This is a genomic window from Mesorhizobium sp. RCAM 05099, assembly GCF_059683685.1.
The window spans coordinates 3540827-3566498 of the sequence record NZ_CM185035.1; the positions used below are offsets into that span (position 1 = coordinate 3540827).

Below are 25672 nucleotides of genomic sequence, written 5' to 3' on the forward strand. Positions count from 1 at the left end.
CGACAAGCGCTGTCGGCAAATCGACAGGTCAGACCCGTCAGGCTAAACAGGACGCCATGTTGACTATCGGCAAGCGCGACGCAAGCGGCACGACCGCGGGGGAGGCTGACCACGAACCGCGCGTGGCGATCGGCGAGGAGGACGGCGTTCTGGGTTGCGCGTTCTCGGGAATCTGGACGACACGCACCGTCGCATTGATCGACACCGATATGCGCAAGATCGAGAAACGGAGTGGTTTCAAGACCTTGGCGCTCGATCTTTCCAACATCGAGAAGATGGATACCGCCGGCGCCTGGCTGATAGACAGGCTGGTCAGCGCTTTCGAGAAAAAGGGCGTCAAAATCCAGATGCAGGGCCAAAGCGAGATCGCTTCGATACTGCTCGACGCCGTGGGTGAGGCTGTTCGGCGCGAATCCGAATCCGGTCCGGTGCGGCCGCCCAACATCATCATTCGCACGCTCGAGGCGGTCGGCCGGCGCGTCTACGAGATGCGCGACGACTTCCTCGCCTCGATGAACATCCTCGGCGCCACCATCCGCGGCGCGCAGATGAAGCTCGGCCGCGGCCATGCCGTCAATCCCGCGGCGATCTTCAACCAGATAGACCGCATGGGCGTCGGCGCCATTCCGGTGGTGGTGCTGATGTCGGCGATCGTCGGCGCCATCGTTGCCCAGCAAGGCGCCTATCAGCTCAGCTATTTCGGCGCCGACATTTTTGTCGTCGACCTCGTCGGCGTGCTTATCCTGCGCGAGCTCGGCGTGCTGATGACGGCGATCATGATTGCCGGTCGCTCCGGAAGTGCGATTACCGCCGAGATCGGCTCGATGAAGATGCGCGAGGAGGTCGACGCGCTGAAGGTGATCGGGCTCAACCCGATCGGCGTCCTGGTCTTCCCGCGGCTGGTGGCGCTGGTGATCGCCTTGCCCTGCCTGACCGTCATCGCCAATTTCGCGGCGCTCGGCGGCGGCATTCTCGCGGCCTGGCTCTATTCGGATATCGCGCCTGCCGCCTTCATAGACCGGCTGCGCGTCGCCATTGACCTCAGTACGATTTTCTCCGGCCTGATCAAGGCACCGTTCATGGCCATGATCATCGGCACGATCGCCTCGGTCGAAGGCATGAAGGTTGGCGGCAGCGCCGAATCGCTCGGCCAGCACGTCACCGCCTCGGTGGTGAAATCGATTTTCGTCGTCATCATCCTCGACGGGCTGTTCGCCATCTTCTACGCAGCGATCGAGTTCTGAGATGAAGCTGCGGAGTGGGACAAAGGCGATCGCGGACGACACGGGCGAGGGCGACATCGTGCTTTCCGCGCACGACATCACCGTGGCCTTCGCCGACAAGGTGATCCTCGACAAGTTGTCGCTCGACATCAGACGCGGCGAGATTCTCGGTTTTGTCGGCGCCTCGGGCGCCGGCAAGTCGGTTCTGCTGCGCACCATTCTCGGCCTGACGCGCAAGCGGTCGGGCACGATCAAGCTGTTCGGCGTGGATGTCGAGAAGGCGAGCGACGCGGAACGCCTGCGTATCGACATGCGGCTTGGCGTGCTGTTCCAGCACGGCGCGCTGTTTTCGGCGCTGACGGTAATGGAAAACGTCCAGGTGCCGATGCGCGAATATCTCGACCTGCCGCGAAAGCTGATGGACGAACTGGCGATGCTCAAGGTCGAGTTGGTCGGACTGCCGCCGGACGCGGCGCAAAAATTCCCCTCCGAACTCTCCGGCGGCATGATCAAACGGGCGGCGCTGGCGCGGGCGCTGGCGCTCGACCCGGATATCGTCTTCCTCGACGAGCCGACCTCCGGCCTCGATCCAATCAGCGCGGCGGAATTCGACGAACTGGTGGTCAAGCTGCGCGATACGATGGACCTGACCGTCTATATGGTCACGCACGACCTCGACACGCTGTTCACCGCTTGCGACCGCGTGGCGGTGCTCGGCAACAAGAGAGTGCTGGTAGAAGGCACCATCGACGACATGCTGAAGAGCGAGGAGCCTTGGGTGAAATCCTATTTCCGCGGAAAACGCGCCCGGCAACTTGATCTTGCGGCGCGCGCATAGCCATAAGTGAAGCAATGGAAACCAGAGCCAACTACGTCATTGTCGGCATTTTCACGCTGGTCGCGATCCTGGCGGCGTTCGCCTTCGTCTACTGGACGGCGGCGATCGGCGACAAGGGCGAGACCACATTGCTGCGCGTGCGCATTCCGGGCTCGGCTTCCGGGCTTGGCCGTGGCAGTTTCGTGTTGTTCAACGGCGTCAAGGTGGGCGACGTCAGGCGCGTCTATATCGATGTCGACAATCCGACGGTCGCCATCGCCGACACCGAGATCGACCGCTTGACGCCGATCACCAAGTCGACGCAGGCCGATATCGGCCTTGCCGGTCTCACCGGGCAGGCCAATATCGAACTCAAGGGTGCCGACCCCAAGGAAGTAAAACTCCTCGACCAGGCCGAGAAGGAAGGCAAGGTCGCCGAGATCGTTGCCAACCCGTCGGCGGTCACCAACCTCTTGCAGACCGCGCAGAACATCTTCACCCGCGCCGACAAGGTACTGAGCGAGCTTGAAGGCTTCACCAAGGATGTCCGAGGGCCGCTGACCGACACCGTCAAGAACGTGCAGACCTTCTCCGATGCGCTGGCCAAGAATTCCGACGGCATCGACAAGTTCCTGTCCAGCGTCAGTGCGCTGGCCGACGAGTTGAAGGGCGTTTCCGGCAAGCTGGACGGCACGCTGAAGGCAGCGGAAGGCCTGCTCAATGCCGTCGACAAGGACCAGATCAAGAGCATCGTCGCCAATGTCGATACAGTGACGTCAAACCTCAAGGAAACCTCGAAGCAGTTCGACAGCGTCATCAAGAACGTCGATACGGCGGTCGGGTCGGTCAACGATTTCGCCAAGCAGACGCAAGGCACGCTGGCCAAGGTCGACGGCGTGCTGGACGGCATCGATCCAGCGCAGGTGCGCACCGCTCTGGCCAACATCCAGAAGGCGAGCGAAAACGCCGACAAGGCTGCCGCGGACATCGCCAAGGTGACCGACAAGTTCGCCAACCGTGCTGATGATATCGACCAGACGATCAAGGATGCCAAGCAACTTGCCCAACGACTCAATGATGCTTCGGTGCGTGTCGACGGTATCCTCGCCAAGGTCGACACCTTGCTTGGTTCGGGGCAGGCCGATGGCGTGATGGCCGATGCCAGGGCGACGATGAAGTCGTTCAAGCAGGTTGCCGACACGCTGAATTCCCGCCTGGGCGTCATAACCGACAATCTGGCGCGTTTCTCGGGCCAGGGCCTGACAAACGTCGAGGCGCTGGTGCAGGACAGCCGTCGTTCGATCACCCGCATCGAGGAGGCGGTGACCGATCTCAGCCGAAACCCGCAGCGCATCCTTTCGGGTGGCGATGGCGAGGTTCGGCAATTCGATGGCAGGGCGCGGCGTTGACTTCGGCCGCCGCTCGCCCCAAGAACATGAGCTGCGGATGCGGATTGATCTTACGATCCGGGGACAACGAGGATCGCGCGTGAAGTCGGTGTGGGTGAGAACGAGCGGATTGACATCGGCTGCGGCATTGCTTGCGCTCTCGCTTGCCGGCTGCGCGGCGCTGGGCGGCAAGCCTGCGCCGCTGGATACGTTCGAGCTCTCGGCGCCGTCGATCGACGCACGCGGCCACAGCCGCCGCCAGATTCTCATCGCCCAGCCTTCCGCGCTCAAGGCGCTGGACAGCCAGAACATCGTCATCAAGCCTTCGGATCGTTCGATCCAATATCTCAAGGGCGCGCAGTGGGCCGACCGACTGCCGTTGATCGTGCAGGCGCGGCTGGCCGAGACGTTCCAGCGCTCAGGCAGCTTTGCGGGCGTCGGCAAGCCGGGCGAGGGCCTGGCCATCGACTACCAGGTGATCGTCGAGGTCCGTTCGTTCGAAGTGCGCGTCGACGGCGGCGAGCATGCCGAGGTCGACCTGTTCGTGCGCATCCTGAACGACCGTAACGGCGAGGTGCGTGCCTCCAAGAGCTTCACCGCATCCGCGCCCGTTTCGGGCAGCGGCAATCCCGCCTATGTCAACGCGCTCGACAATGCGTTCGGGGATGCAGCCAAGCAGATCGTGCGCTGGACCGATTCTGTCATCTGATCTCCGTAAGGGATTGATCGCGCAACGCTTCTGAGAGCGCTGACGTCTTCTCCAGGCGACACCGCAGACGTGCCAGCACAACAAATCGATCGAAATGAAAAAGGCGGGAAATTTCCCGCCTTTTTGTTTGTTGCAGAGAGCCGTGGCTAGTGCAGGCGGCCGCTGGCGTGGGCCAGCATGGTGTAGACCTTGCCGGTGTCCGACGTCAGATAGGTCTGCGCCATGATGTTGTCGCGGTCGTTGCGCGCGACATCCTTGAGCAGCTTCTCGAAATCGTCGCAATAGCGGTCGACGGCGGCACGGAACTCGGCCTCCGCCTGATATTTGCGGCGGATCTCGTCAAACGTCTGCTGACCTTTCAGCGTGTAGAGCCGCCGGGTGAACACGTCACGCTCGCCGCGCCGATAGCGGTTCCACAACTCGATCGAAGCATCGTGGTCGATCGCCCGCGCGATATCGACGGACAGCGAGTTCAGCGATTCCACGACATGCAGCGGCGAGCGCTGGGCAGGAGCCGCACGCGGTGCTTCCGCTGGCGTTGCCGGCCTGGCTTCCTCTTCGCGCGATGCTCCGCTCAGCAGATCACGGACCCAGCCGCCTTGCGGCGTACGGGCGCTGGCATCGACACGCTGGCGCGGTGCCGCCTCGGCCGGACGCTCGAGGTCGAGCGTGCCGCGCAGCGCGGGGCCGCCCAACGGCGCCTGAGGTGTGCGAAGCTCCGGCTGTGGTGCCGGCGCGCGACGCGGTGGCTCGGGGGGCCGTGCGGCCGGCGCTTGCGGCGCCGGGCGCAGATTGCGCGGTTCAGAGGTATCGCCACCGCGGCCGGACTTCGCAACGATGTCCGAAAGCTCTTTCAAGGCGTTGATCTGCTCGGAAACGGCACGGCGGATGGCCGAGGTCGATTCCTTTGCCTCTTCCGGCATCTCGATGACGCCCTTCTTGAGTTCGGCGCGGGTGAGGTCGAGCTCGCTCTTGATCGAGCCCGCGGTGCGGCGCATCTCCTCGGTCGCATCGGCGAAGCGCTTGGTTGCCGAATCGACGACTTCGGTGATGGCGTTGCGGATCTTGTCCGCCGACTCCATCGTCTTGCCCTCGGCGTTCTGCAGCGTCTGGCCGACCAGGCTCTCGAACGAGCGCATGACCTTTTCAAGATCCTCCGACTTCTTGACCAGGCCGACGGCGAGGTCCTCGAGCGACGATTGCCTTTCGAGCGTGTGCTCGAGATTGCTCTGGGCCGAGCTCAGCAGGTCCGAAGCACTGGACAGCAGGCGGCTGTGTTCGTCGAACTTGGTGGCGATCGATGCGACCTCGCGCAAGGTGGACGATGACAGTTCCGTCAGCCTTGTCGTGTTCGAATCGACCAGCCGCGCCGAGCTGGCGAAGGTTTGCGCGGCCTTTTCCGTGGTGGCGGCGAAGCTTTGCGTGCTGCCGCTCAGCCGTTCGTCGACCTGGCCGAGATTGACCGCGGCCTGTTCGATCAATTGACCGAGCTGCGAGCTGGACTTGGTCATGCGGCCAATGAGGTCGGCGACGCTGTCGGACAGCGACGAGCGAGCGCCTTCGACGGCCGACAATGTCTCGGCCGTGCGGCTGGCGAGCGCGTTGACCAGTGCTGCGTTCTCGCTGCGCAGCTTTTCCGTGGCGCGTTCGGTGACCTCTTCCATGCTTTTTTGCAGTTCCGAGCCGCCCTGGGCGAAGCGCTCGACCAAAGGCCGCGCGGTTTCGTCGAGGATCTTCGACATTTCGGCCGAGCGCGCCGCGAGCATGGAGTTGAGCTCGCGGGTGTTGGCGCCGATGGTCTTGGCGGCGTCGTTGGTGCTCTGGCCGATATGCTGGCCAACCGCGGTGAAGGTCTCCGCGATGACGTTGGCGCGCGACACGAGTTGCGCCTCGGCACTCGATACCTGCTCGTTGAGCTTCTGGCCCATCGTCTCGGCCGTGTAGGCGAGACGGTTCTCGACACCTGCGATCTGCTCCTCGACACGGGCGGCCGCGGCCGCCGCGCTCGATGCGAGCCGCTCGTCGGCACCTGCAAGCGCCTGCTCGATCTCGCGGGCATGCACGGCCAGTTCCTGGCCGGTCTGCCGCGCACGGTCGGCGACCCTCTGCTCGGTATTGGCGAAAGCACCGACGATGGTCTCCGCATGCTCGCCGATCGTCGATGTGCTGCTGGCGATGCGTGAGACAAGGCGCTGATCGGCATCGTCGAAGATGCGGCCGATCTCCGACGCACGACTCGACAGTGCTTCGGAACCCTCGGCGATGCGAGAAACCAGCTGCTGGTCGGCGGCGTCGAAGATGCGGCCAAGGTCCGATGCACGTGCGGCAAGCGCTTCGGCCGATTCGCCGATGCGCATGCCGAGCCGCTGGTCGGCGCTTTCGAAGTTGCGCAGAATGTCGCCGGCGCGCGCGGCGAGCGACTGTGCCGTTTCGACGGCGCGGGCGACCAGCTTCTGGTCGGCGGCATCGAAGGTACCGGCAATCTCGCTCGCGCGGGCGGTCAACTGATCGGCGGTCTCCTGGGCGCGCACGGCCAGCTTCTGGTCCACCACGTCAAAGGTGCCGGCAATCTCACTTGCACGAGCGGCCAGTTGATCGGCGGTTTCATGGGCGCGAGCCAGCAGGGAACTGGAGGTATCGTCCGCGCGGGCAAGAAGGGCGTTCGACGTGTCTTCGGCACGGGCGTGCAGGCGACGATCGGCCTCCTCGAAGGTGCGGGCGATGTCTTCGGCCCTCGCCAGCAGGGCGGCGGAGGTCTGCTCGGCGCGCTCGGCGATCCTGCGGTCGGCGTCGCTGAACGCCGCACCGGCCTGCTCATGCAGCGTGCTGGTGACCTCCAGGACCTTTTCGCGCAATGCGCCGGCAACGAAGACAGCGCTCTTCTCGAGAACGCTGCGGACGTTGTCGACACCTGTCGAGAGCGCACGCTCCATGGTGCCGGCGCGTTCCTCGATGATGCCGGTCTGGCGGCTGAACGCCTGCTCGATCTTCTCGACGTCGGCAGCAATCGCATCGGAAATGCTGATGCTTCGTGCGGCGATCTGGTCGATGTGGCCTGACAGCGAGCGGTCGACGTCCTTGCGGGTTTCGGCGAGCTTGCCGAGATCGTCTTCCAACGCGCGGCTCAGCATATTGCGGCCTTCGGCCAGCTTGCCGACATGTCCGGCGATGACGTTGTCGATGTCGCCGCGGCTTTCGGTCAGCTTCTGCAGGTCGGCCTCGAGGGCGCGCTTGAGAATGTCTCGGCCCTCAGCCAGCTTCTCCACCTGACCAGCGACCAAGCCGTCGATGCTGGAGCGGCTTTCGGCCAATTTGGCCAGATCGGCTTCCAGGGCGCGCTTGAGGATATCGCGGCCTTCGGCCAGCTTCTCGACCTGGCCGGCGACCAGACCATCGATGCTGGAGCGGCTTTCGGCCAGCTTGGCGAGGTCGTCCTCTAGTGCCTTCGATAGGGTCGAACGCTCCTCGACAAGCCTTTCCGCGTGGTTGTTGACGAGGCCGCCGACGTTTTCAAGATCAGCCTGGAGCGCCTTCGACAGCGTCGAACGATCCTGGGCGAGCCGTTCGGAATGGCTGTTGACCAGGCCGTTGACGCTTTCGAGGTCGGCTTCGAGCGCCCGCGCGAACTGTGCCCGGTCGTCGATCAGTTTCTGCGACTGGTCAGCAACGGTGCTCTTGACCGCATTGAGGTCGGCTTCGAGCGCCCGCCGCAGGATGTCGCGGCCCTCGGCCAGCTTCTCGACCTGGCCGGCGACCAGTCCGTCGATGCTGGAGCGGCTTTCGGCCAGCTTGGCGAGGTCATCCTCGAGTGCCTTCGACAGGGTCGAGCGATCCTGAACAAGCCTGTTCATGTGATCGGCGATGACACTGTTCACATTCTGCAAATCGGTTTCCAGGGCCTGCGAAAGCTGGCCGCGATCCTCGGCCAGCTTTTCCGACTGGCTGGCGATGACGCCCTTGATCGTGTTCAGGTCGGATTCAAGGGCACGCTTGAGGATATCACGGCCCTCGGCCAGCTTCTCGACCTGGCCGGCGACGAGGCCATCAATGCTCGAGCGGCTCTCGGCGAGCTTGGCAAGGTCGGCCTCAAGTGTCTGCGACAGCAGGCTGCGGTCCTCGGCCAACCGCCCTGAATGGCCCTCGATCAGGCCACGTATGCCGGACAGATCATCGTCGAGCGAGCGGGACAGCTGCGTCCGGTCCTCCGCCAGCTTGGCGGAATGGGTTTCGATGAGGCTCTTGATGCCGATGATGTCGTTTTCCAGCGCCTTGGCGAGCACGGCGCGGCCCTCGGCGATCTTCTCGACCTGGCCGGCGACGAGGCCGTCAATGCTGGCGCGGCTGTCGGACAATTTGCCGAGATCAGCCTCCAGGGCGCGCGACAGGATGTTGCGGCCTTCAGCCAATTTTCCGACGTGTCCGGCAACCATTTCATCAATGATCGTACGGGCTTGCACCAATTTCCCGGAGTCTTCGTTCAAGGCGCTGGCCAGCCTGTTGCGGCCTTCTTCCAGCCGTTCGAGATGGCTGCCCAGCGACGCGTCGATGGCTGCCCTCGATTCATTTACCTTGCGCAGATCCTCCTCGAGTGCGCGCGAGATCAGGTTGCGGCCTTCGGCCAGCTTCTGCACCTGGTTGGTTACCGCCGCATCGATACCGGCGCGGCCCTCGGCGAACTTCGCCAGGTCGGCCTCCATGGCCGCGGCCATGCGGTCGCGGCTTTCGGAAAGTTTGCGGCTGTGATTTTCGACGGCTTCTTCGATGCCAACTCGGGCATCGGCAAGCCGCTGGATGTCGCTGTCGAACGAGCGCGAGACGACATGACGCGCCGCTTCCATGCGGCCGGCGAAATCGCTGGCGCGGGCTTCGAGCATGGAGGAGGTCGACGTGACGATGTCGGCCATGTCGGCGCCGATCTGGGTCTTGCCCTGATCGATCATCGCCGACAGCGTGTCCTTGCTCTCGGCAAAGGTATGCGCGATTTCGCGGGCGCGTTCGACCAGCGTCTCGTTGATCTGGCGGGCGCGGGCCTCGAGCGCCGCATTGAGCTTCTGCGTTCCGGTGTCCAGCGCCTCGGCGCGGGTCTGGAATTCGCTGATCAGCGCCTGACCGCGTTCGGCCAACGTCCGCTCGATGCCGCTGAGGCTGGCTTCGAATTCGGAACTCAGCGTGCGCGCGGCGCCGCCGAGCAGCGACACCATGCCGGTGGTGCGATCGTCGAGCAGGTCGGTCAACGACCGTGTCAGACCGTCCGTGGTGTCCGTCAACTTGGCAATGCGCGTGTCGAGAAGGCTGGCGAAGGCCTCGCCCGAGGTCGACAGCCGGTCGGTGATCGAATCGAGCCGGCCTTCCACCGAATCGAAGATCGACATCGAGCTTTCATTGATACGGTCGATGAGGGTGTCGCCGGAATTGGTGATCGTCATCGACAGCTTGGTCGAAGCATTGAGGATGCTGTCGCGGATGATGTCGCTGGCGGCGCCGATCTCGTCCTTCAGCGTCTCATGCGCCCCGGTGATCGAGGCGCGGACCCGCTCGGCGTGGGTGACAACGGCTTCGCGCTCGCTGCCGAGCCCGTCGACGAGCGAACGGATGCGGGATTCGTTTTCCGAATAGGAGCGTTCGATCTGGTTGACTTCGCTGTGGACCAGCGTTTCCAGCTCCACGGCGCGGGCAAGGGTGCGTTCGATGCCTTCGCCCATAGCCGCGACTTCGCGGCGAACGGCCTGACCGATCATCATCACGCGGTCCTGGGCAAGGTTTTCCGGCTCGGTCAGGCGGAACGCCACTTCAGTCATCGACTGGGCGGCAATGCGCATTTCCTGGGCGCGGCGAATCATCGCCGCGAAGGCCCAGAACAGGATGACGGGCACAACCGCCGCGACCGCGAGGCCGATCAGTTCGGGGCGGGCAAAAAACTGGTCGACCGTACGGATCCTCCAGATGCTCGGCCCGAAAAGGAGATTGGCCAATCCGCCGGCGCCGGCGATCCAGGCGAGCGAGACAAAGGCAATGACCCAGTAAATGGTGTTCGAGGCACGCCTGTTGAGGCCGTGAAGGAGCGTCTTGTAGTCCTTCTGGCGATCGTCATTGGCTGGCGCGAAACCGGTGGGCTGGGCGCCATTGCGTGTTTCAACGGGACGCAATTCGGCAGGCTTGGCCTGGGGCGCGGGCTTCGCACCCTGGCTCTGATTGACGGCGGGCTCCGGCTTCTGATTGCGTCCCTCGCGCGCCAATTCGTCGGCGGCCTGGGATATCTGCGCTTCCAGATCTTCCATCGAAGCCGCGATGTCGAGGTCGCCGCCGCCGATATCGCCGCTGAGGTCGATATCGAGCGCCTTTTCCAGCTCCCTGGCCACGTCGTTGTCGAGAGTTCTCGTCGTCGTTGGTTTCTTCGCCATGCCTTCGCTACCCTGTACTAGCTGCCGCGGGCTTATAATTCTGTTTGTCGTACCCCCGCGCAGGAGGCTGAAAATGGACCCCTCGTATCGTAATGACACAGGGGGGTAAAGAAAACATGCATTCCGCGAGATGTGTAAAACTTTAAATATAAGGTTAACAGAGCCGTGATTCCGGCGCCGCTTTCGCAACATTTTTCCGGGCCACCCATTAACCCGTTGTCCACTGGATTCGCCTAGGTTTTCGGGCGGTCGAACAAACGGAGTTCCAAATTCATGCGTGGCGAAAGCGGCATTGCCTTCTCAATGCCCGGGGGCGACGTATCCGGTCCAAGGCGGTCACGGCCGGTCGATTTGGCACATCTTGCCCGCCAGACGATGGGCGACCGCAGCCTCGAGCAGGAGGTGCTGGCGCTCTTTGTACAACAGGCGCTGTCGGTGCGCGACAGAATAGTCGACGCCAATATCAAAGACCGCCTCCTGCTCGCGCACGGGCTGAAGGGGTCGGCACGGGGCGTGGGTGCCTTTGCCGTTGCCGATTGCGCCACCGAGATCGAGCACCGGCCGGAAGACGATCAGACGCTCAGGCGGCTTGGCGGGCTGATCGACGAAGTGCGCGATTTCATCGCCGCCATCAATCGCTGAGCCCGGTTTGCGGAAAAACGTCAAGGAGCGGCGCTTTCGCGCGGCAGTTGACTTGTCTGCCGGAGTGATTATCTCGGCTGGGACTCCCTTCAGGTGAAAAATGACCAAGCTGACTTTTATCGCCCATGACGGCACACATTTCGACATGGACGCCGAAAACGGCTCGACGGTCATGGAGAACGCGATCCGCAACGCGGTGCCAGGGATCGAGGCGGAATGCGGCGGCGCCTGCGCCTGCGCGACCTGTCATGTCTATGTCGACGAAGCGTGGACGGCGCTCGTCGGCGAACCGGAAGCGATGGAAGAGGACATGCTGGACTTCGCCTACGACGTCCAGCCGAATTCGCGGCTGTCATGCCAGATCAAGGTGCGCGACGCGCTTGACGGCCTGGTTGTCCGCGTGCCCGCCCGTCAGGGCTGAGACACCGGTTTTTTGCCGACTGCTGCTTGGCAGCGGCGGATTGCTCATGCAGTGTCTCGGCACACACACACCGAGGCCCATCGCATGACCGACATCACCAAGACAGACGTGCTCATTGTCGGGGCAGGGCCGGTCGGCCTGTTTGCCGTGTTCGAGCTCGGCCTGTTCGACATGAAATGCCATTTGATCGACATCCTCGACCGGCCGGGCGGCCAGTGCGCGGAACTCTATCCGGAGAAGCCGATCTACGACATTCCCGGCTGGCCTTCGATCTCGGCGCAGGGACTGGTCGACAAGCTGCTCGAGCAGATCGCACCATTCAAGCCTGACTTCACCTACAACCGCATGGTTTCCAGCCTCGAAAAGCTGGAGGACGGCAGTTTTCGCGTCACCACGGACGAGAACGAGGTGTTCGAGGCCAAGGTCGTGGTGATTGCCGCCGGCGGTGGCTCCTTCCAGCCGAAGCGCCCCCCGATCCCGGGCATTGAACCCTATGAAGGCAAAAGTGTCCTCTATTCGGTGCGCCGGATGGAAGACTTTCGCGGCCACGACCTCGTCATCGTCGGTGGCGGCGATTCGGCGCTCGACTGGACGCTCAACCTGCAGCCTGTGGCAAAGAGCGTGACGCTGGTCCACCGGCGGCCGGAATTCCGCGCGGCGCCCGACAGCGTCAACAAGATGTATGCCATGCAGGAGATGAAGCAGCTGGCGTTCCAGGTCGGGCAGGTTACCGGGCTGGCTGGCGCCGACGGCCAGCTCTCATCTGCCGTCATCAAGGGGCCGGACGGTGATGTCGAGGTACCCTGTACGCGCATGCTGCCGTTCTTCGGCCTGACCATGAAGCTCGGACCGATCGCGGAGTGGGGGCTCAATCTTCACGAAAACCTCATTCCGGTCGATACCGAGAAGTTCCAGACATCGGTGCCCGGCATCTTCGCGGTCGGCGACATCAACTGGTATCCGGGCAAGCTGAAGCTCATCTTGTCGGGCTTCCACGAAGTTGCGCTGATGGCGCAGGCCGCCAAGCGCATCATCAGCCCCGGTGAGCGCATCGTGTTCCAGTACACGACCTCGTCTACGAGCCTGCAGAAGAAGCTTGGCGTCGTTGAAGCCTGACCTCTAGTCGGCTAGCACAGGAGCCGCGGTGTGGCCGCGCAGCGGCTTTTCCGGCATCAGCCCGAGCGCGACGAGCGCCATCAACAGCATTGCCGCCGCCGTGAGGAAGATCATGACGAACGCCGCGGCCTCGACGGCGGCGCTGGCCGCCTGCACGCCTTCGCTGGCCAGCGGCAGGCCGTAGCCGAGCGCGACCGCGCCGAGGACGGCGACGCCAAGCGCGCTGCCCAATGAGCGAAGGAAGGTCAACACGCCGGTGGCGACGCCGAGGTGGGCCTGATCGACGGCGTTTTGGACCGACACGGTGGCAACCGGAAATGTCGTCCCGCTTCCCAGGCCGATGCAGGTCGTCAGGATCTCGACGATCAGCAGCGAAGCATGTCCCGCCACCAGGCTGAGTACGCCGAGGCACAGGATGGCGAAGGTCACCCCGATCATCGCGATCCGCTTGTAGTGAACGAAACGCTGAATCGTGCGGCCGCTGAGGGTGGCGCCGGCAACGGTGCCGAGCATGAGCCCGAGCATGGCGGTTCCCGATGCACTGGCCGACAGCCCGAGGATCGACTGCAGGTAGACCGGCAGGTAGACCGCCAGGCCGATATTGGCGGCCTGCAGCAGGAACATCGAGAGGGTTCCGGCAAGAACGATCGGGTTGCCAAGCACTTCGAGCGAGACCAGTGGCTCGGCGGCGCGCAGCAACCGCAACGCAAAAAAGCTCCATATGACCGCCGAGCTAGCGAGCAGCCCGAGGATTTCGCGTGACAGCCACGGATATTCGCTGCCGCCCCAGTTCAAAGCCAGCAGCAGCAAGGCGGTGGCCGCGACGAGCAGCAGCGCGCCGAGGCCATCGATGCGATGATGTTTCGCGGCGATTGGCAACTTCTTCAGTGGTTTGTTGATCATGGCCATGGCGACCAGACCAAGCGGAATGTTGATCCAGAAGATCAAGGACCAATGCAGATGTTCGGCGAAGGTGCCGCCCAGAAGCGGACCGGCGATGCTGGCGACCGCCCAGGTGCCCGAGATCCACGCCGTGTAACGGGCACGCTCTCGTGGTGGTACGAGGTCGCCGATCACGGTCTGCGCCAGCGCAAACAGGCCGCCGCCGCCGGCACCCTGGATCGCGCGGCCGACGATCAGCACCAGCATGCTGGGCGCCATGGCGCTGACCAGGGATCCGGCAAGGAATATGAGAATCGCCGCATAAACCGTCGGCCGGCGACCATGAACGTCCGAGATCTTGCCATAGAGGGGCGCCACCGCCGTGGCGGTCAGGAGATAACCGGTGACGATCCAGGGCAGATATTCGGCATGGCCAAGCAGGCGCGCCATCGTCGGCATCGCCGGCGCGACGATGGTCTGATCGAGCGCGGCCAGCAGCATGGACAGGAGAACGCCGCCGATGATGGCGTTCTTTTCGCGTTCGCTGAGCGGCGCATCCGTCTTCACCGCCGTCTGCTTGCCGACAGTCTGGTCCATATCCATTCATCCGTATGCTTGCGGCTGGCCGGCCTCATCCAGCCATCCCAGTGCGTTGACCGCGTTTGGCCGCATTGATCTTTCGAGGTCCGCATCGCGAACCCCGACATATGTCGTCCCCTATAGGCGGATTTCGACCGGTGCCCGAAAATTTTTCGAAGCTGGCACCACGCTTCGGCTGAATTGGCTCGCGACGGCACCGTTCAACGCATCGCCAGGACTCAGGCCGGTGGTGGCAGCCGGCCGTTCTCGATGCGCTCCGTCCGGTAGCGCAGCAGCCGCAGGATGCGGCTTTCGAAATTGACGCTTTCGACGCGGTCGAACCGCAATTGATCCTGGTCGTGCCTGGCCAGCACTGCCGCGGTGATTTGGGCGGCCTTGGCCTTGGCTGCCTCGCAATTCCTTTGCGGGTAGGTTGCTTTCAGGGCGTCTTCGAGTTCGCGGCCATGGTTCCTGGCAATCTCGACATGGCGCTCCTCATGGCGCTTGATGTCGGCCGACAACGTATCCCAGAACAGCCTTACGTCGGCATCCGCCTTGCGTGGGCGGCGCCACTCGGGAAGGATCACCTTCACCTTGACGGTCACCACCGCGTCGGCGATCCGGCAGGACTTCGCTGTCTGCGCATAGCTGATGCGGGTTGTGAACGCCATCTGCGTGGCGCCCGGGTGGCGCCCCCCTGTGCTTTTCACCTCGGGACCACGTTTGGAGAGCTGCATCTCGATATCGTCGAGCGTGCTGCCGTCAATGGAAAAATAGCTGTATGTCTTGACGAGATTGGCCGCACCCGCCGGGAGCGGGGTCACGGCGATCAGCAGCGCGCCAAGCAGGGATCGTTTCATGCAAAGCATGGATCGTTTCATCATGTTGCCTCTTCGACCACCTTGCTTTACGGCCGTTGCCGGCGCAACGGAATTGATCCGCTGCGGATCACACATGGTTGATGAGCCCCATGGTTGCTGAGCAATGACGGCCAGGCGATGGCAACTGGCGCATGGACGCCATCTCGAACTTGGCGGCAAGGCGGTGGTCGTCGGCATCCTCAATGTGACGCCTGACAGCTTTTCCGATGGCGGCCTGTTCGATGCGCCCGAAAAGGCGTTGGCCCAGGCACGCCGCATGGTGGGGGAAGGGGCGCTGGTCGTCGACGTCGGTGGAGAATCGACCCGCCCCGGTGCCGCCGCGATATCGGCCCGCGAGGAGCAGGCCCGCATCCTGCCCGTGATCGAGGCGCTGGCGAGCGCCGGCGAGGTGCTGATTTCGGTCGACACCTATCGCGCGGACACCGCCCGGCTTGCCGTCTCTGCCGGCGCCCATATCGTCAACGATGTCTGGGGGCTGCAGCGCGAGCCCGACATTGCGCGTGTCGCCGCCGACACGGGCGCCGGCCTTGTCATCATGCATACAGGGCGAGATCGCGAGAAGTTGCCGGATGTGATCGCCGACCAGTTGGCGTTCCTCGGAAAATCGCTGGAGATCGCCCGCCGACACGGTGTCACCGACGACCATATCGTGCTTGATGCCGGTTTTGGCTTTGCCAAGGAGACGGCCGAGGAAAATCTCGACCTGATGGCGCGGTTTTCCGAACTCAACGCGCTCGGCTTTCCGCTGATGGCTGGCACGTCGCGAAAACGCTTCATCGGCAGCGTCACCGGCCGCGACGCGGCCGACAGAGCTGCCGGGACGGCGGCGACCAGCGTTATCCTGAGGCTCAAAGGCGCCGACCTGTTTCGCGTCCATGATGTCGCATTCAACGTGGACGCGCTGGCGTTAGCAGATGCTATGCTGGCGCGTGAAACCGAGCGAGCAGGCTGCTGAAGCAATGTATGTTATCCGCATGAAGAATTGCGCCTTCTTTGCCCGGCACGGCGTGCTGGACGAGGAGGAAAGGCTCGGTCAGCGCTTCTATGTCGATGCCGCTCTCACGGTTGATCCAGGCCGGGCGCTCGTCGAGGATTCCATCGAGGACACCGTCAACTATGGCATCGCCTTCACGGTGATCGAAAAGATCATTACGGGGCAGCGGCGCTTTCTGATCGAGGCCCTGGCGCTCGAAGTGGCCCGTGCGCTGACGGCGCGTTTCCCGCAGATCAAAAAGGCCGAGATCACGGTGCGCAAGCCCAACGCCCCGGTGCCCGGCGTGCTCGACTACGTCGAGGTGACCGTTGTCTGGCCCGAATAGCACTGTCTACCTCAGTCTTGGCGGCAATCTTGGCGACCCGGCGAAGTCGATGGGCGCGGCGCTGCGCATGCTGGATGCCGATGGCGACACGCGTGTCACCGGTGTCTCCTCGCTCTATCGCACACCGCCCTGGGGCAAGCTCGATCAGCCGGACTTTCTCAATGCGGCTGCCGAAATTTCCACCAGGCTTGCGCCGCGTGCCTTGCTCGACCTCTGTCTCGATGCCGAGCGCAAACTGAAGCGGGTGCGCGAGGAGCGTTGGGGTCCGCGGCTGATCGATATCGACATTCTGGTGTTTGGCGAACGCGTCATTCACGAGACTGGACTGGAAGTGCCGCACCCGCGCATGCTGGAGCGCGCCTTCGTGCTCGCGCCGCTGGCCGAGATCGCGCCCGGCCTGGTTGTCGGCGGTCGCAGCATCACGGATCGGCTGGTTGCCGTCGACACCTCGGGTATCGAGCGATTGCCATCCGGCCGGGATTGGTGGCTGGTCTGACGCGTGGGCGAGGCGAGAGCGGGATCCTTTTAACCGGAAAATCCGCCGTCATCCAGAAACGCCTGCTCCTGCTGTGTGGTCTCGCGGCCAAGCATCCTGTTTCGGTGCGGAAAGCGGCCGAAACGCAGGATGATATCACGGTGCTCGACAGCGTACTTCAGATAGGGTTCGGCCCTGGCCTGCGTCAGATCGACCGATATCTGCTGGTCGGTGGGAAGTTCCGAATGCTCGTACGGCAGATAGAGGAAGACTCGGATTTCTTCGTCGAGCTCCAGATCATGGCCAGCCGCGATCGCCTTTGCGGCGAAATATCTGGCCAGCGGGTCGGTCGCGTACATATGGCCGGTGCCGCGAAAGCAGTTGCGCGGAAACTGGTCGAGCAGGATCATCAGCGCCAGCGAACCCTCGGCATGCGCTGACCAGTCGTCGCATTCACGCCGCGCGGCTGCATAGTGCAGCTCGAGAAAGCGGTTGCGGAAGTCGGCATCGAAAGCCTCGTTCTTCTCGAACCATGCGTCCTCGCCGGCATCACGCCAGAATTTGGTGACCGACAAGGCTCGGCTGTCCAATTCCATGCTTGGGTCCTCGTTCAATCCGCGGTTTCGGATTTGTGCAGCACGCCGGCGGTCTCTTCGTTGAGAGCCTGGCCAGGGCGGCGCGGCGTGGACAGCGGTGTTGGAATCGGCGTGCCGATATTGCCCCTCAGGAAGCGCTGTCCGGCGCGAACGCCTTCGGCGAGCTGGGTTTCGAAGCGGGCGGTGTCGCGGCGTCTGACGTCCTCGATCGTTTCAGCCACGTCTCCCGGATCCACGCCCAGCGATTCTAGGGCTGAGCCACCAAAGACGAGTGCCGATTCGAAAGTTTCGCGGAGTTGATAATCGACGCCAGCGCGAATGAGCTGTAGCGCGGTGCCGCGATCGAATGCGCGCGCCAGCACCATAAGCAAGGGAAACTCTGCCTTGACGAGCTCCGCGATGCGAACGGCGGCGTCGGGCTTGTCGACGCAGATCAGCACGGCGCGCGCCCGACCCGCACCCGCGGCGTGCAGGATATCGAGCCGCGTGCCGTCGCCATAATAGACCTTGAAGCCGAAATCGGCCGCCGCCTGAATCATCTCCACATCGTTGTCGATGATCGACACGTCGATGCCGCGCAGCAGCAGCGGCTGGCTGGCGATCTGGCCAAAACGGCCGAAGCCGATGATCAGAACGCTTCCGGTAAGGCCGTCGGCAACATCGACCCCATCGAGCGACTGCTCGTCGCGCGGCGTGAGATACCGCAGCGCGACAATCGCCAGTGGCGTCAGCACCATGGAGATGATGACGATCGCGGTTAGCGTGGCGTTGGCCTGACCGTCGATGATGCCGACCGCGGCGGCGGCGGAATAGAGGACGAAGGCGAATTCGCCGCCTTGCGCCATGAAGACGGCACGTTCCAGCGCTTCGCGATGGCCGGTTTTCAGGATGCGGGCGACGATGTAGATGCCGAGCGCCTTCATCACCATGTAGGCGACGACATAGATGGCGATCAGCCGCCAGTTCTCGACCACCACATGCAGGTCGAGCGACATGCCGACCGCAAGGAAGAACAGGCCGAGCAGGATGCCGCGGAACGGTTCGATGTCGGCTTCGAGCTGATGGCGGAAGGTCGATTCGGACAGAAGCACGCCGGCCAGGAATGCGCCCATCGCCATTGACAGGCCGCTGAGTTGCATGGCGAGCGCGGACCCGAGAACGACCAGAAGTGCCGCCGCCGTCATCACTTCGCGGGCACGGGCATCCGCCAGGATGCGGAAGAACGGATTGAGCAGATAGCGTCCGGCCAGCACCAGTCCGACGATCGCCGCAAGGCCGATGCCGATCTCGGTCAGGCGTTCCGTCAGGCTGGTATCGGCACCACCGGGCGCCAGGAAGGCAATCAAGGCCAGCAGTGGCACGATCGCCAGATCCTCGAGCAGCAGGATGGAGACAATGCGCTGGCCTTTTGGCGCGGCGATTTCGCCGCGCTCCTCGAGCAGTTGCATGACGATTGCCGTCGAGGTCAGCACGAAGCCGGCGCCGGCGATGAAGGATTGCGAGATTGGAAAGCCTCCGGCCACGCCGACACCGGTCAGCAAAACGGCGCAGACGCCGACCTGCAGCGCACCGAGGCCAAAGATCTCGCGGCGCAGGCCCCAAAGCCGTGATGGCTGCATTTCCAACCCGATGATGAACAGGAACATCACCACGCCGAGTTCGGCGACATGAAGAATGGCTCCTGATTCGGAAAAGATGCGAAGACCGAAGGGGCCGATCACCACGCCGGCGGCCAGATAGCCAAGAATGGAGCCCAGGCCCATGCGCTTGAAGATGGGAACGGCGACAACGCCGGCAGCAAGCAGTGCCACCACCTGGACCAGATCGCTGCTCGATGCCTCTACCGCCATGCCCGCCATTCCGCTCGTTTGAGGACCGCAGCCTTATGCAGCCGGAGTTGCAGCACAAGACAGTCCTCGCGGACTTCCAAAAGACGCTGCAGCACTTCAATTTTGCGCATTATCCCAGCGAAAATCGATTCCGATTTTCGTAAGGCAGCATTTTGTTTTTGCACATGGATCCCAGCGAAAATCGATTCCGATTTTCGTAAGGCAGCATTCTGATTTGCACATGGCCGCCGCGGAAATCACTCCGATTTTCGCGGGTATGCGCCAAGCGGCACAGGTGGGAGCCTCGGCGGGGCGCGAACAGTGCAAATCCCACCGGCCATGTTGGAAGCGCGTTGCACAAGTTTACGCCAAACGCGCGTTGCTTGTTGCCACAATCGAAGGCTAAGGACGATTGGCTTCGGCCATTGGAGGGCGAGCGACGATCAAGTCGTGCCCTTTTTGAGGAGATGACTGACATGAAGAAGTTTTTGTTTGTTGCCGTCGGCTTGGCGGTGCTTGCTGGCTCGGCTTGTTCGAAGGCGCCGGAGTGCACGACCGAGATCGCGACCAAGAAGGCGCAGGACATGGCTGCGGCGCTGCAGGAGGCGATCACCAAGGATCCGTCCAAGGCGGCCGATCTGACGGCCAAGGTCCAGGCGGTGACGACCAAGTATCAGGGCGCCACGACACTGGCCGACGCCTGCAAGGCCTATGACGAGGTGACAGCCGCGATCAAGGGCTAAGTGCCCTGATTAAAACGGTTTCCAACGAGGCGGTGACCGTTGGGTCGCCGCCTTTTCTGTAGCAGGCGACCGATGATTGTTCAGTTCGGCGCGATGGAGCCGACTTCGACCGTATCAACGCGCTTCAGGCTCATGCCGATCACCGGCACCAGCTGATCGGAGACCCGGACCGCAACGGTCACCGTCATCGAATTGTCGTCGGGAATGCGAGCCTGCATGACACCGCGCAGCTGATTGCGATTGATGGTGAAAACCACCTTGCGGGCATCGACCACATTGCCGCCGATGATATCGAGACCGGCGCCGGCCGCGCCGCCCATGAAGCTGCCTCTGTAGCCTTCGCGGCCCTTGCGCTCGATCCTGGCCGACATTTGCTGGGTGAACATGCCGACCCGGCAGCCACCATCGAGCGTCATGCCCATCTTGCCGTCGGGCGTCGAGCCGGTGAAGCTGCAGTTGAATTTCGTGCCCTTGTACTTGCCGGCGACGATTTCTCCCGGGCCGACCCACTTGCCTTCGGCCGACTGGAAGAATTGCTTGTCCGGTTCCGCCGCGGACGCCCCTGAGGCAATACCGACGACTGCGGCGATCGCGGCCGCCAAGGGCAGGACGCTGGACAGAATTACGCTTTTCATCGACGACACCCGGCAACAAAGAGGCTGTTTGGAACCCGTCTGACCATGAACAAGATTGGTTAATGCTTCGTCACTGCCAGGCCTCGAAACCGCAATCCGGCAGCCGTGCGGAAGGCGCGGGCGTTATTTGCCGGGTTCGGTTGTTTCGGCGTCTTTCCTTGTTGCAAATGAGGTCAGCGCGGACAGGAAATCGCCCAGTCCCGGACGCCTGGCGGCGCTGAAGGGCAGGGGTCTTGCTGTCTCCATCGCGGCGATGCCGATGCGCGCCGTCATCATGCCGTTGATGACACCCTCGCCAAGCTTTGCCGAAAGGCGTGCAGCCAGGCCGTGGCCGACGATCTGCTGGACAAAACTGTCGCCAACCGCGATCGAGCCGGTGACCGCCAGATGGGCGAGCACGCTGCGTGCCAGGCGGAAGAAACCCAGCGTTCCTGGCCGCCCTCCATAGAGTTCCGACAGGCGGCGAATGAGGCGCCCGGCCTCGAACACGACATAGGCGACATCGACGAGCGCGCGCGGGCTGACCGCCGTCACCAGCGAGACGCGTTTGGCGGCCTCGAGAATCATCACCTTTGCCCTGGCATCGAGAGGGCCAAGAATTTCCGCTTCGGCCAAGCGCACCAGATTGCCGCCATCGATGATCTCGCCGCGCAGTTCGGCGAGCGCGCGCCGGCCGGCCGCGGTCTCGGGTTTGGCCGCGACAAAGGCCGACAGCTCGTCAACAACCGACCGTGCCGCCCTGGGATCGTCACGCGCGATCGCATCGAGAGCCCGCTTTTGCAGCTTTTCGACTTCGGCGAGGCGGGCGATGGCCAGGAACTCGCGAATCAGGATGACCAGGAGTGCCAGTACGGCGATGGCCGCCATGCCGGCTGCCAGCCAGCCCAGCCATTCGGCGCGCGCGAACAGCTCGCGTATCAGCTGATCTGTCCACAGGCCGACAGCCAGCGAAACCAGCACCCCAAACGCGCCGAAGAAGATGCTGCCGAGCAGCGAGCCTTTTCTGGGGGCGATCGCTGGTGGCGGTTCAGCGGCGACAATGTCGGGCTCGTCGAAGACGTCGACCTGTGCCGGTATGACCAGCGCGGTGTCGGCCTTCATCGCGCGGGGTTTCCGCGGGGTCTCAGCCGGGGCGCGGCGCGCCTCCGGCGCCTCTTGTCTTGATACGGCTTCCGGCTCGATGCGGAATGCAGCCGGCTTGCGGGGCGCGGTCATGCCAGACGATCTCCAATCAGGAACTGCAAGGCGCGGTCGAGCCGGATATGCGGCAGCGACAGCGTGACGCCTTCGGCCGTGCGTTCGAGCTTTGGCGGGCGGAAGCGGACGAAGCGGATTGTCGGATCGGCGGAGTCCTGTCTGTGGTCGGGTCCCGAAACATCGAATACAGCATCAATGTTCTCCGGCAAGTCACCGGGAAATATGGCCGTTTCCGTCTTTCCATCAAACATTTCGCCATTGATCTTCTCGCCAGCGATCGGGGTGCCCATAATGACTGGAAGCGTCTCCCGGCCTTGCTTGACGGTGCCCTCGCGCGTCGCGCGCACCGCCGCCATGGCGACCACATCGACATCGGCGCCGGTGAAATTCGCACGCGCCACGGCGCGGTCGGCCAGCCGCCGTACGATCGCCTGCAGACGGTCATGGCTTTCATGGTGCAGGTGATCGGCCTTTGTCGCGGCGACCAGAATGCGGTCGATGCGCCGCGAAAACAGGTCGGTGAGGAAGCTGCCCCGGCCAGGACGGAAACAGCTGAGGATCTCGGTCACCGCACGCTCAAGGTCAGCCATGGCGCCAGGGCCGGCGTTCAGCGCCTGCATGGCGTCGATCAGCACGATCTGGCGATCCAGACGCGCGATGTGTTCGCGGAAGAAAGGCTTGACGACATGGGTCTTGTAGGCCTCGTAGCGCCTTTCCATCATGGCGTGCAACGACCCGGGGCGCGGGCGCCTGTCGCCGACATCGGCCAGGGGCGCGAAGGTCAGCGCCGGAGAGCCTTCGAGATCGCCAGGCATCAGGAAGCGACCGGGCGGCAAGGTCGAAAGCGCCCGCTCGTCGAGCTTGCATGCTTTCAGGTAGGCGGCGAAGCTTTCGGCGAGACGGCGCGCGGTCATCTCGTCGGCGTCGGCGTTCGGGTCGATTTCGGCTGAGATTGCCCGCCAGACTCGCGACAGGTCTTCGCGCACCGGCAGAGCGGCCAGTTCGAGCGCCTCGCGCGAAAAGTCGCCGAAGGATTTGCCCAGCAGCGGCAGGTCGAGCAGCCATTCGCCCGGATAGTCGACGATATCGACCGACAGTTTGCCGGAGGAAAACATGCGGCTCCAGCCCGAGGCCGATTCGTATTCGATGGTCAGCCGCAGCTCCGAAATGGCGCGTGTCGAGTCAGGCCAGGCGCGGTCGTTGACCAAGGCGGCGATGTGATCTTCGTACTGGAAGCGCGGTACGGCATCGTCCGGCTGCTGCTCAAGGAAGGCGCGGGCGATGCGCCCGGACTTCTGCGCTGCGAACAGCGGCAGGCGCCCACCATGGATCAGGTTGTGAACAAAGGCGGATATGAAGACCGTCTTGCCGGCGCGTGACAATCCCGTCACGCCAAGTCGCAGCGATGGAGAAAAAAGCCCGGTGGCGCGGCCCGAGAGCGTGTCGAGTGCAATTCTCGCCTCGTCGGTGAAGGTGGTCAGCGATGATGCCAAAATATGATCTTTCGGGCTTCGGTCCGTCCGATATAGGCTCTGGAACCCGGCTTTGAAATGGCGCCGGAGACCGACATCAGAGATCGGCCGGTGTCAGGAAGGCCTCGAGATAGCCGGCGCCCTGAGTGGCTTTCGCCAGATCGCCGCCGAAGCGCACGACTGCCAGTCCCGAAGTCGGGAAACCGTGGCTCAGCATCGCCCGGGCCATCTCGTCGCCGTCGCCCGAAACCGCCAAGGCGAGATCTTCCGTCATCGGGTTGTGGCCGATGACCAGCAACGAGCCGGAGCCGCCATTGCCTCGTATTATGGACAGGTATCCGGCAGCGTCTTCGCTGTAGAGCGTATCGAGGAACAGAACCTTGCCAGTGTCGGTCTGGTTGGCCAGCCCCTCCAGCGTCTCGCGCGCGCGTTTGGCATTGGAGCAAAGGGTGAGGTCCGGAATATAGCCCCTGGCGCGCATGGCTGCCCCCATAGCCTCGGCATCGGCGCGGCCGGATGCATCGAGCGGACGATCGAAATCGCGCACGCCGGGCAGCGCCCAGCCGGCCTTGGCATGTCTCAACAGATAAAGTCTGTTCACCGAACCCCCGTTGGTGTCGCGTGGCGAAGCCCAAGACGTTGCCGGATTAGCCATGAGAAAGGCTGGGCGCACAATGGCCCTTTCCCATCAAGCATAACGAATCACATGTGAATTTGCTCGCATCGATCTCGGAAAGGGCGCCGCTGATGCTCCGCTACCTGACATTAACAATTGCGTGAGACGGCGGCCGATTGCGCTTGTGCAGGCGTCTGGCGGCGAATATATAGGCCCCAAATTTGGGGCAGTTTGGGTGAGTCGAATGAACGACATCGTTACCGCCGATTACGTACCCTCCGAAGACGAGCCGTTCATGAACGAACGGCAGAAATCCTACTTCCGCCTGAAGCTCGTCACTTGGAAGAATGACATATTGCGCGAAGCGCGCGAAACTCTCGAAATCCTGCAGCAGGAAAACGCCAACCACCCCGATCTCGCCGACCGCGCCTCTTCGGAAACCGACCGCGCCATCGAGCTCAGGGCCCGCGACCGTCAACGCAAGCTCATTGCAAAGATCGATTCCGCCTTGCAGCGCATCGACGAAGGCACCTATGGCTATTGCGAGGAGACCGGTGAGCCGATCGCGTTGAAGCGGCTCGATGCGCGTCCAATCGCGACGTTGTCGATCGAAGCGCAGGAGCGGCACGAGCGCCGCGAAAAAGTCTATCGCGACGACTGACGCATCGCCCAAAAGGGCGGCGGCCAGGACAGTTTGCGGCGATGTTGATGTTGGAATGGCCGGCTTTTCGGTTATTCCATGGCCACGCCACGCATCGGTGCAAAGAAGCCCAAGGCCTTGACCAGTCCAGTTCCACCGGCGGGCGGCGACCCGGGAACCGATTATCTCTTGTGGCTGGCGAGCTCGCCTAGAAGCTTGGTCATTTCATCGTCGAGCGACGGCGGTGTCTTTGCCGCCGGTTTGCCCACCGGGCCGCCCGAACGGGGCTGGTCGAGCGAGACTTCGAGCTCCTTCATCAACGTATCGTCGATGCTGTCCTGGATTGGCGGCGGCGGCGCGTGCCGAATGACATTGGCGTTCGCTGACCCATAGGCTGGCAACGGCGTGACGTTGGTCGGCTGGTAGCTTTGCGTCACCGGTTTCGGGGCTGGCGCTGGAGCCGGCTCGGCCGGACGCGGACGGGCAGGCGCCGCCGTGGTCACGGGCTGCGGAGCCTGTCTTGGAGGCGGTGGAGCGGGTTGAGGCGCACGCGGTCGCGCCGCCGGGGCGGCGGTAGCCTGGACCGGTTGCAAGCCGCCATCTCCGGTCAGCGCCGGACGGCGCGGCGCCGACAGCCGGATATCGCGTTCGACGACGACGTCGGTCGGGCCGCCAATCAGAATCAGATGTTCGATGTCATCCCGGCGCACCAGCACCAGGCGGCGATGACTATCGACGGCGGTCGCGTCCATGACGGCCAGCCGCGTCTTGCGGTTCCTGCCGCCGGCGACAAAGGTTCCGAAGGTCAGGTTGCGCACGAGCTTGATGACGACGAGAACGATGACCAGCAGAATAAGAGCTGCAAAAGTCCACAGCAGTGCCGCGGCATATCCGGGGCCCGCCACGCTATCCAGCCATTGCATTGGTTTCCCCTGATCGCCTTTGGAAGTGAAGCGACTCTAGACCGTAGCGACTGGCTACCGCAAGTTGCCATTCATGCTCGTGAACAGCTTGAAAACTCCAAAGGCCGAAGAACGTCATTTTTATCTGACATTTGCCGCCCAGGCCTTTTCCGGACTAGGAGAATGTGA

The 25672-nt window shown here is 63.3% G+C and carries 22 protein-coding genes; 12 read left to right on the forward strand and 10 right to left on the reverse strand.

Annotated elements, in window-relative coordinates:
- Positions 1-56 precede the first annotated feature (56 nt).
- The 4 genes from AC56QQ_RS17335 to AC56QQ_RS17350 are packed head-to-tail and all read left to right on the forward strand — an operon-like array spanning position 57 to position 4137.
- A complete protein-coding gene (locus AC56QQ_RS17335) occupies positions 57-1244 on the forward strand; it encodes an MlaE family ABC transporter permease (RefSeq protein ID WP_489861707.1) in 1188 nt (395 codons plus the stop codon).
- A 1-nt stretch (position 1245) separates the two neighbouring features.
- Entirely contained in the window at positions 1246-2061 is an 816-nt protein-coding gene (locus AC56QQ_RS17340) for an ABC transporter ATP-binding protein (RefSeq protein ID WP_497122790.1), read from the forward strand.
- Positions 2062-2075: 14 nt separating this feature from the next.
- Entirely contained in the window at positions 2076-3449 is a 1374-nt protein-coding gene (locus AC56QQ_RS17345) for an MlaD family protein (RefSeq protein ID WP_489861705.1), read from the forward strand.
- Positions 3450-3486: 37 nt separating this feature from the next.
- Positions 3487-4137, forward strand: a complete 651-nt coding sequence (locus AC56QQ_RS17350) for an ABC-type transport auxiliary lipoprotein family protein (RefSeq protein WP_489861704.1) — start codon at positions 3487-3489, stop codon at positions 4135-4137.
- A 146-nt stretch (positions 4138-4283) separates the two neighbouring features.
- Here AC56QQ_RS17350 and AC56QQ_RS17355 read toward each other — a convergent pair whose 3' ends face one another.
- Positions 4284-10538 (reverse strand): kinesin, encoded by a 6255-nt coding sequence (locus tag AC56QQ_RS17355; RefSeq protein WP_497122791.1) that lies wholly within the window; start codon positions 10536-10538, stop codon positions 4284-4286.
- A 273-nt stretch (positions 10539-10811) separates the two neighbouring features.
- Between AC56QQ_RS17355 and AC56QQ_RS17360 the strand changes: the two genes are divergently transcribed.
- From AC56QQ_RS17360 to AC56QQ_RS17370, 3 genes are all read left to right on the forward strand, one after another.
- The gene (locus AC56QQ_RS17360) at positions 10812-11180 is read left to right on the forward strand and encodes an Hpt domain-containing protein (protein WP_497122792.1); all 369 of its coding nucleotides are present in this window, start codon (positions 10812-10814) and stop codon (positions 11178-11180) included.
- A gap of 100 nt (positions 11181-11280) precedes the next feature.
- Positions 11281-11601, forward strand: a complete 321-nt coding sequence (locus AC56QQ_RS17365) for a 2Fe-2S iron-sulfur cluster-binding protein (protein ID WP_091575073.1) — start codon at positions 11281-11283, stop codon at positions 11599-11601.
- 84 nt (positions 11602-11685) lie between these two features.
- Positions 11686-12717 (forward strand): NAD(P)/FAD-dependent oxidoreductase, encoded by a 1032-nt coding sequence (locus AC56QQ_RS17370; protein ID WP_497122793.1) that lies wholly within the window; start codon positions 11686-11688, stop codon positions 12715-12717.
- Positions 12718-12720: 3 nt separating this feature from the next.
- Here the strand turns inward: AC56QQ_RS17370 and AC56QQ_RS17375 are convergent, their stop codons facing one another.
- Complete coding sequence (locus AC56QQ_RS17375) at positions 12721-14196, reverse strand: MDR family MFS transporter (RefSeq protein WP_497122794.1); 1476 nt, start codon at positions 14194-14196, stop codon at positions 12721-12723.
- A 221-nt stretch (positions 14197-14417) separates the two neighbouring features.
- A complete protein-coding gene (locus AC56QQ_RS17380) occupies positions 14418-15038 on the reverse strand; it encodes a DUF922 domain-containing Zn-dependent protease (protein ID WP_489863455.1) in 621 nt (206 codons plus the stop codon).
- 124 nt (positions 15039-15162) lie between these two features.
- Between AC56QQ_RS17380 and folP the strand changes: the two genes are divergently transcribed.
- From folP to folK, 3 genes are read left to right on the forward strand one after another with little or no spacing between them, the layout of a single operon-like run.
- Positions 15163-16014, forward strand: a complete 852-nt coding sequence (gene folP, locus AC56QQ_RS17385; RefSeq protein WP_497122795.1) for a dihydropteroate synthase — start codon at positions 15163-15165, stop codon at positions 16012-16014.
- 4 nt (positions 16015-16018) lie between these two features.
- The gene (gene folB / locus AC56QQ_RS17390; protein ID WP_091575064.1) at positions 16019-16378 is read left to right on the forward strand and encodes a dihydroneopterin aldolase; all 360 of its coding nucleotides are present in this window, start codon (positions 16019-16021) and stop codon (positions 16376-16378) included.
- Positions 16362-16874, forward strand: a complete 513-nt coding sequence (gene folK, locus AC56QQ_RS17395) for a 2-amino-4-hydroxy-6-hydroxymethyldihydropteridine diphosphokinase (protein ID WP_489861698.1) — start codon at positions 16362-16364, stop codon at positions 16872-16874. The genes folB and folK overlap by 17 nt, the downstream gene beginning before the upstream one ends.
- A 29-nt stretch (positions 16875-16903) precedes the next feature.
- Here folK and AC56QQ_RS17400 read toward each other — a convergent pair whose 3' ends face one another.
- Entirely contained in the window at positions 16904-17449 is a 546-nt protein-coding gene (locus AC56QQ_RS17400; RefSeq protein ID WP_497122796.1) for a DUF924 family protein, read from the reverse strand.
- A 14-nt stretch (positions 17450-17463) separates the two neighbouring features.
- Positions 17464-19299 carry a monovalent cation:proton antiporter-2 (CPA2) family protein gene (locus tag AC56QQ_RS17405; RefSeq protein ID WP_497122797.1) on the reverse strand — a complete coding sequence of 612 codons (1836 nt, stop codon included), beginning with the start codon at positions 19297-19299 and terminating at the stop codon, positions 17464-17466.
- Between the two features lie 455 nt (positions 19300-19754).
- Between AC56QQ_RS17405 and AC56QQ_RS17410 the strand changes: the two genes are divergently transcribed.
- Complete coding sequence (locus AC56QQ_RS17410; RefSeq protein ID WP_172228649.1) at positions 19755-20021, forward strand: hypothetical protein; 267 nt, start codon at positions 19755-19757, stop codon at positions 20019-20021.
- Positions 20022-20101: 80 nt separating this feature from the next.
- Here the strand turns inward: AC56QQ_RS17410 and AC56QQ_RS17415 are convergent, their stop codons facing one another.
- From AC56QQ_RS17415 to AC56QQ_RS17430, 4 genes are all read right to left on the reverse strand, one after another.
- On the reverse strand, positions 20102-20656 hold the full coding sequence (locus AC56QQ_RS17415) for a hypothetical protein (RefSeq protein ID WP_497122798.1): 555 nt from the start codon (positions 20654-20656) through the stop codon (positions 20102-20104).
- Between the two features lie 123 nt (positions 20657-20779).
- Complete coding sequence (locus AC56QQ_RS17420; RefSeq protein WP_497122799.1) at positions 20780-21871, reverse strand: YcjF family protein; 1092 nt, start codon at positions 21869-21871, stop codon at positions 20780-20782.
- Positions 21868-23346 carry a YcjX family GTP-binding protein gene (locus AC56QQ_RS17425; RefSeq protein WP_497122800.1) on the reverse strand — a complete coding sequence of 493 codons (1479 nt, stop codon included), beginning with the start codon at positions 23344-23346 and terminating at the stop codon, positions 21868-21870. Before AC56QQ_RS17425 ends, AC56QQ_RS17420 begins: the two co-directional genes overlap by 4 nt.
- A gap of 76 nt (positions 23347-23422) precedes the next feature.
- Positions 23423-23926, reverse strand: coding sequence for a SixA phosphatase family protein (locus tag AC56QQ_RS17430; protein WP_497122801.1), 504 nt, complete (start codon positions 23924-23926; stop codon positions 23423-23425).
- A 259-nt stretch (positions 23927-24185) separates the two neighbouring features.
- On the opposite strand from AC56QQ_RS17430, the gene dksA reads away from it, so the two are divergent.
- Positions 24186-24602 (forward strand): RNA polymerase-binding protein DksA, encoded by a 417-nt coding sequence (gene dksA, locus AC56QQ_RS17435; RefSeq protein ID WP_010909647.1) that lies wholly within the window; start codon positions 24186-24188, stop codon positions 24600-24602.
- Positions 24603-24763: 161 nt separating this feature from the next.
- Here dksA and AC56QQ_RS17440 read toward each other — a convergent pair whose 3' ends face one another.
- Complete coding sequence (locus AC56QQ_RS17440) at positions 24764-25504, reverse strand: hypothetical protein (protein WP_497122802.1); 741 nt, start codon at positions 25502-25504, stop codon at positions 24764-24766.
- Positions 25505-25672: the final 168 nt, after the last annotated feature.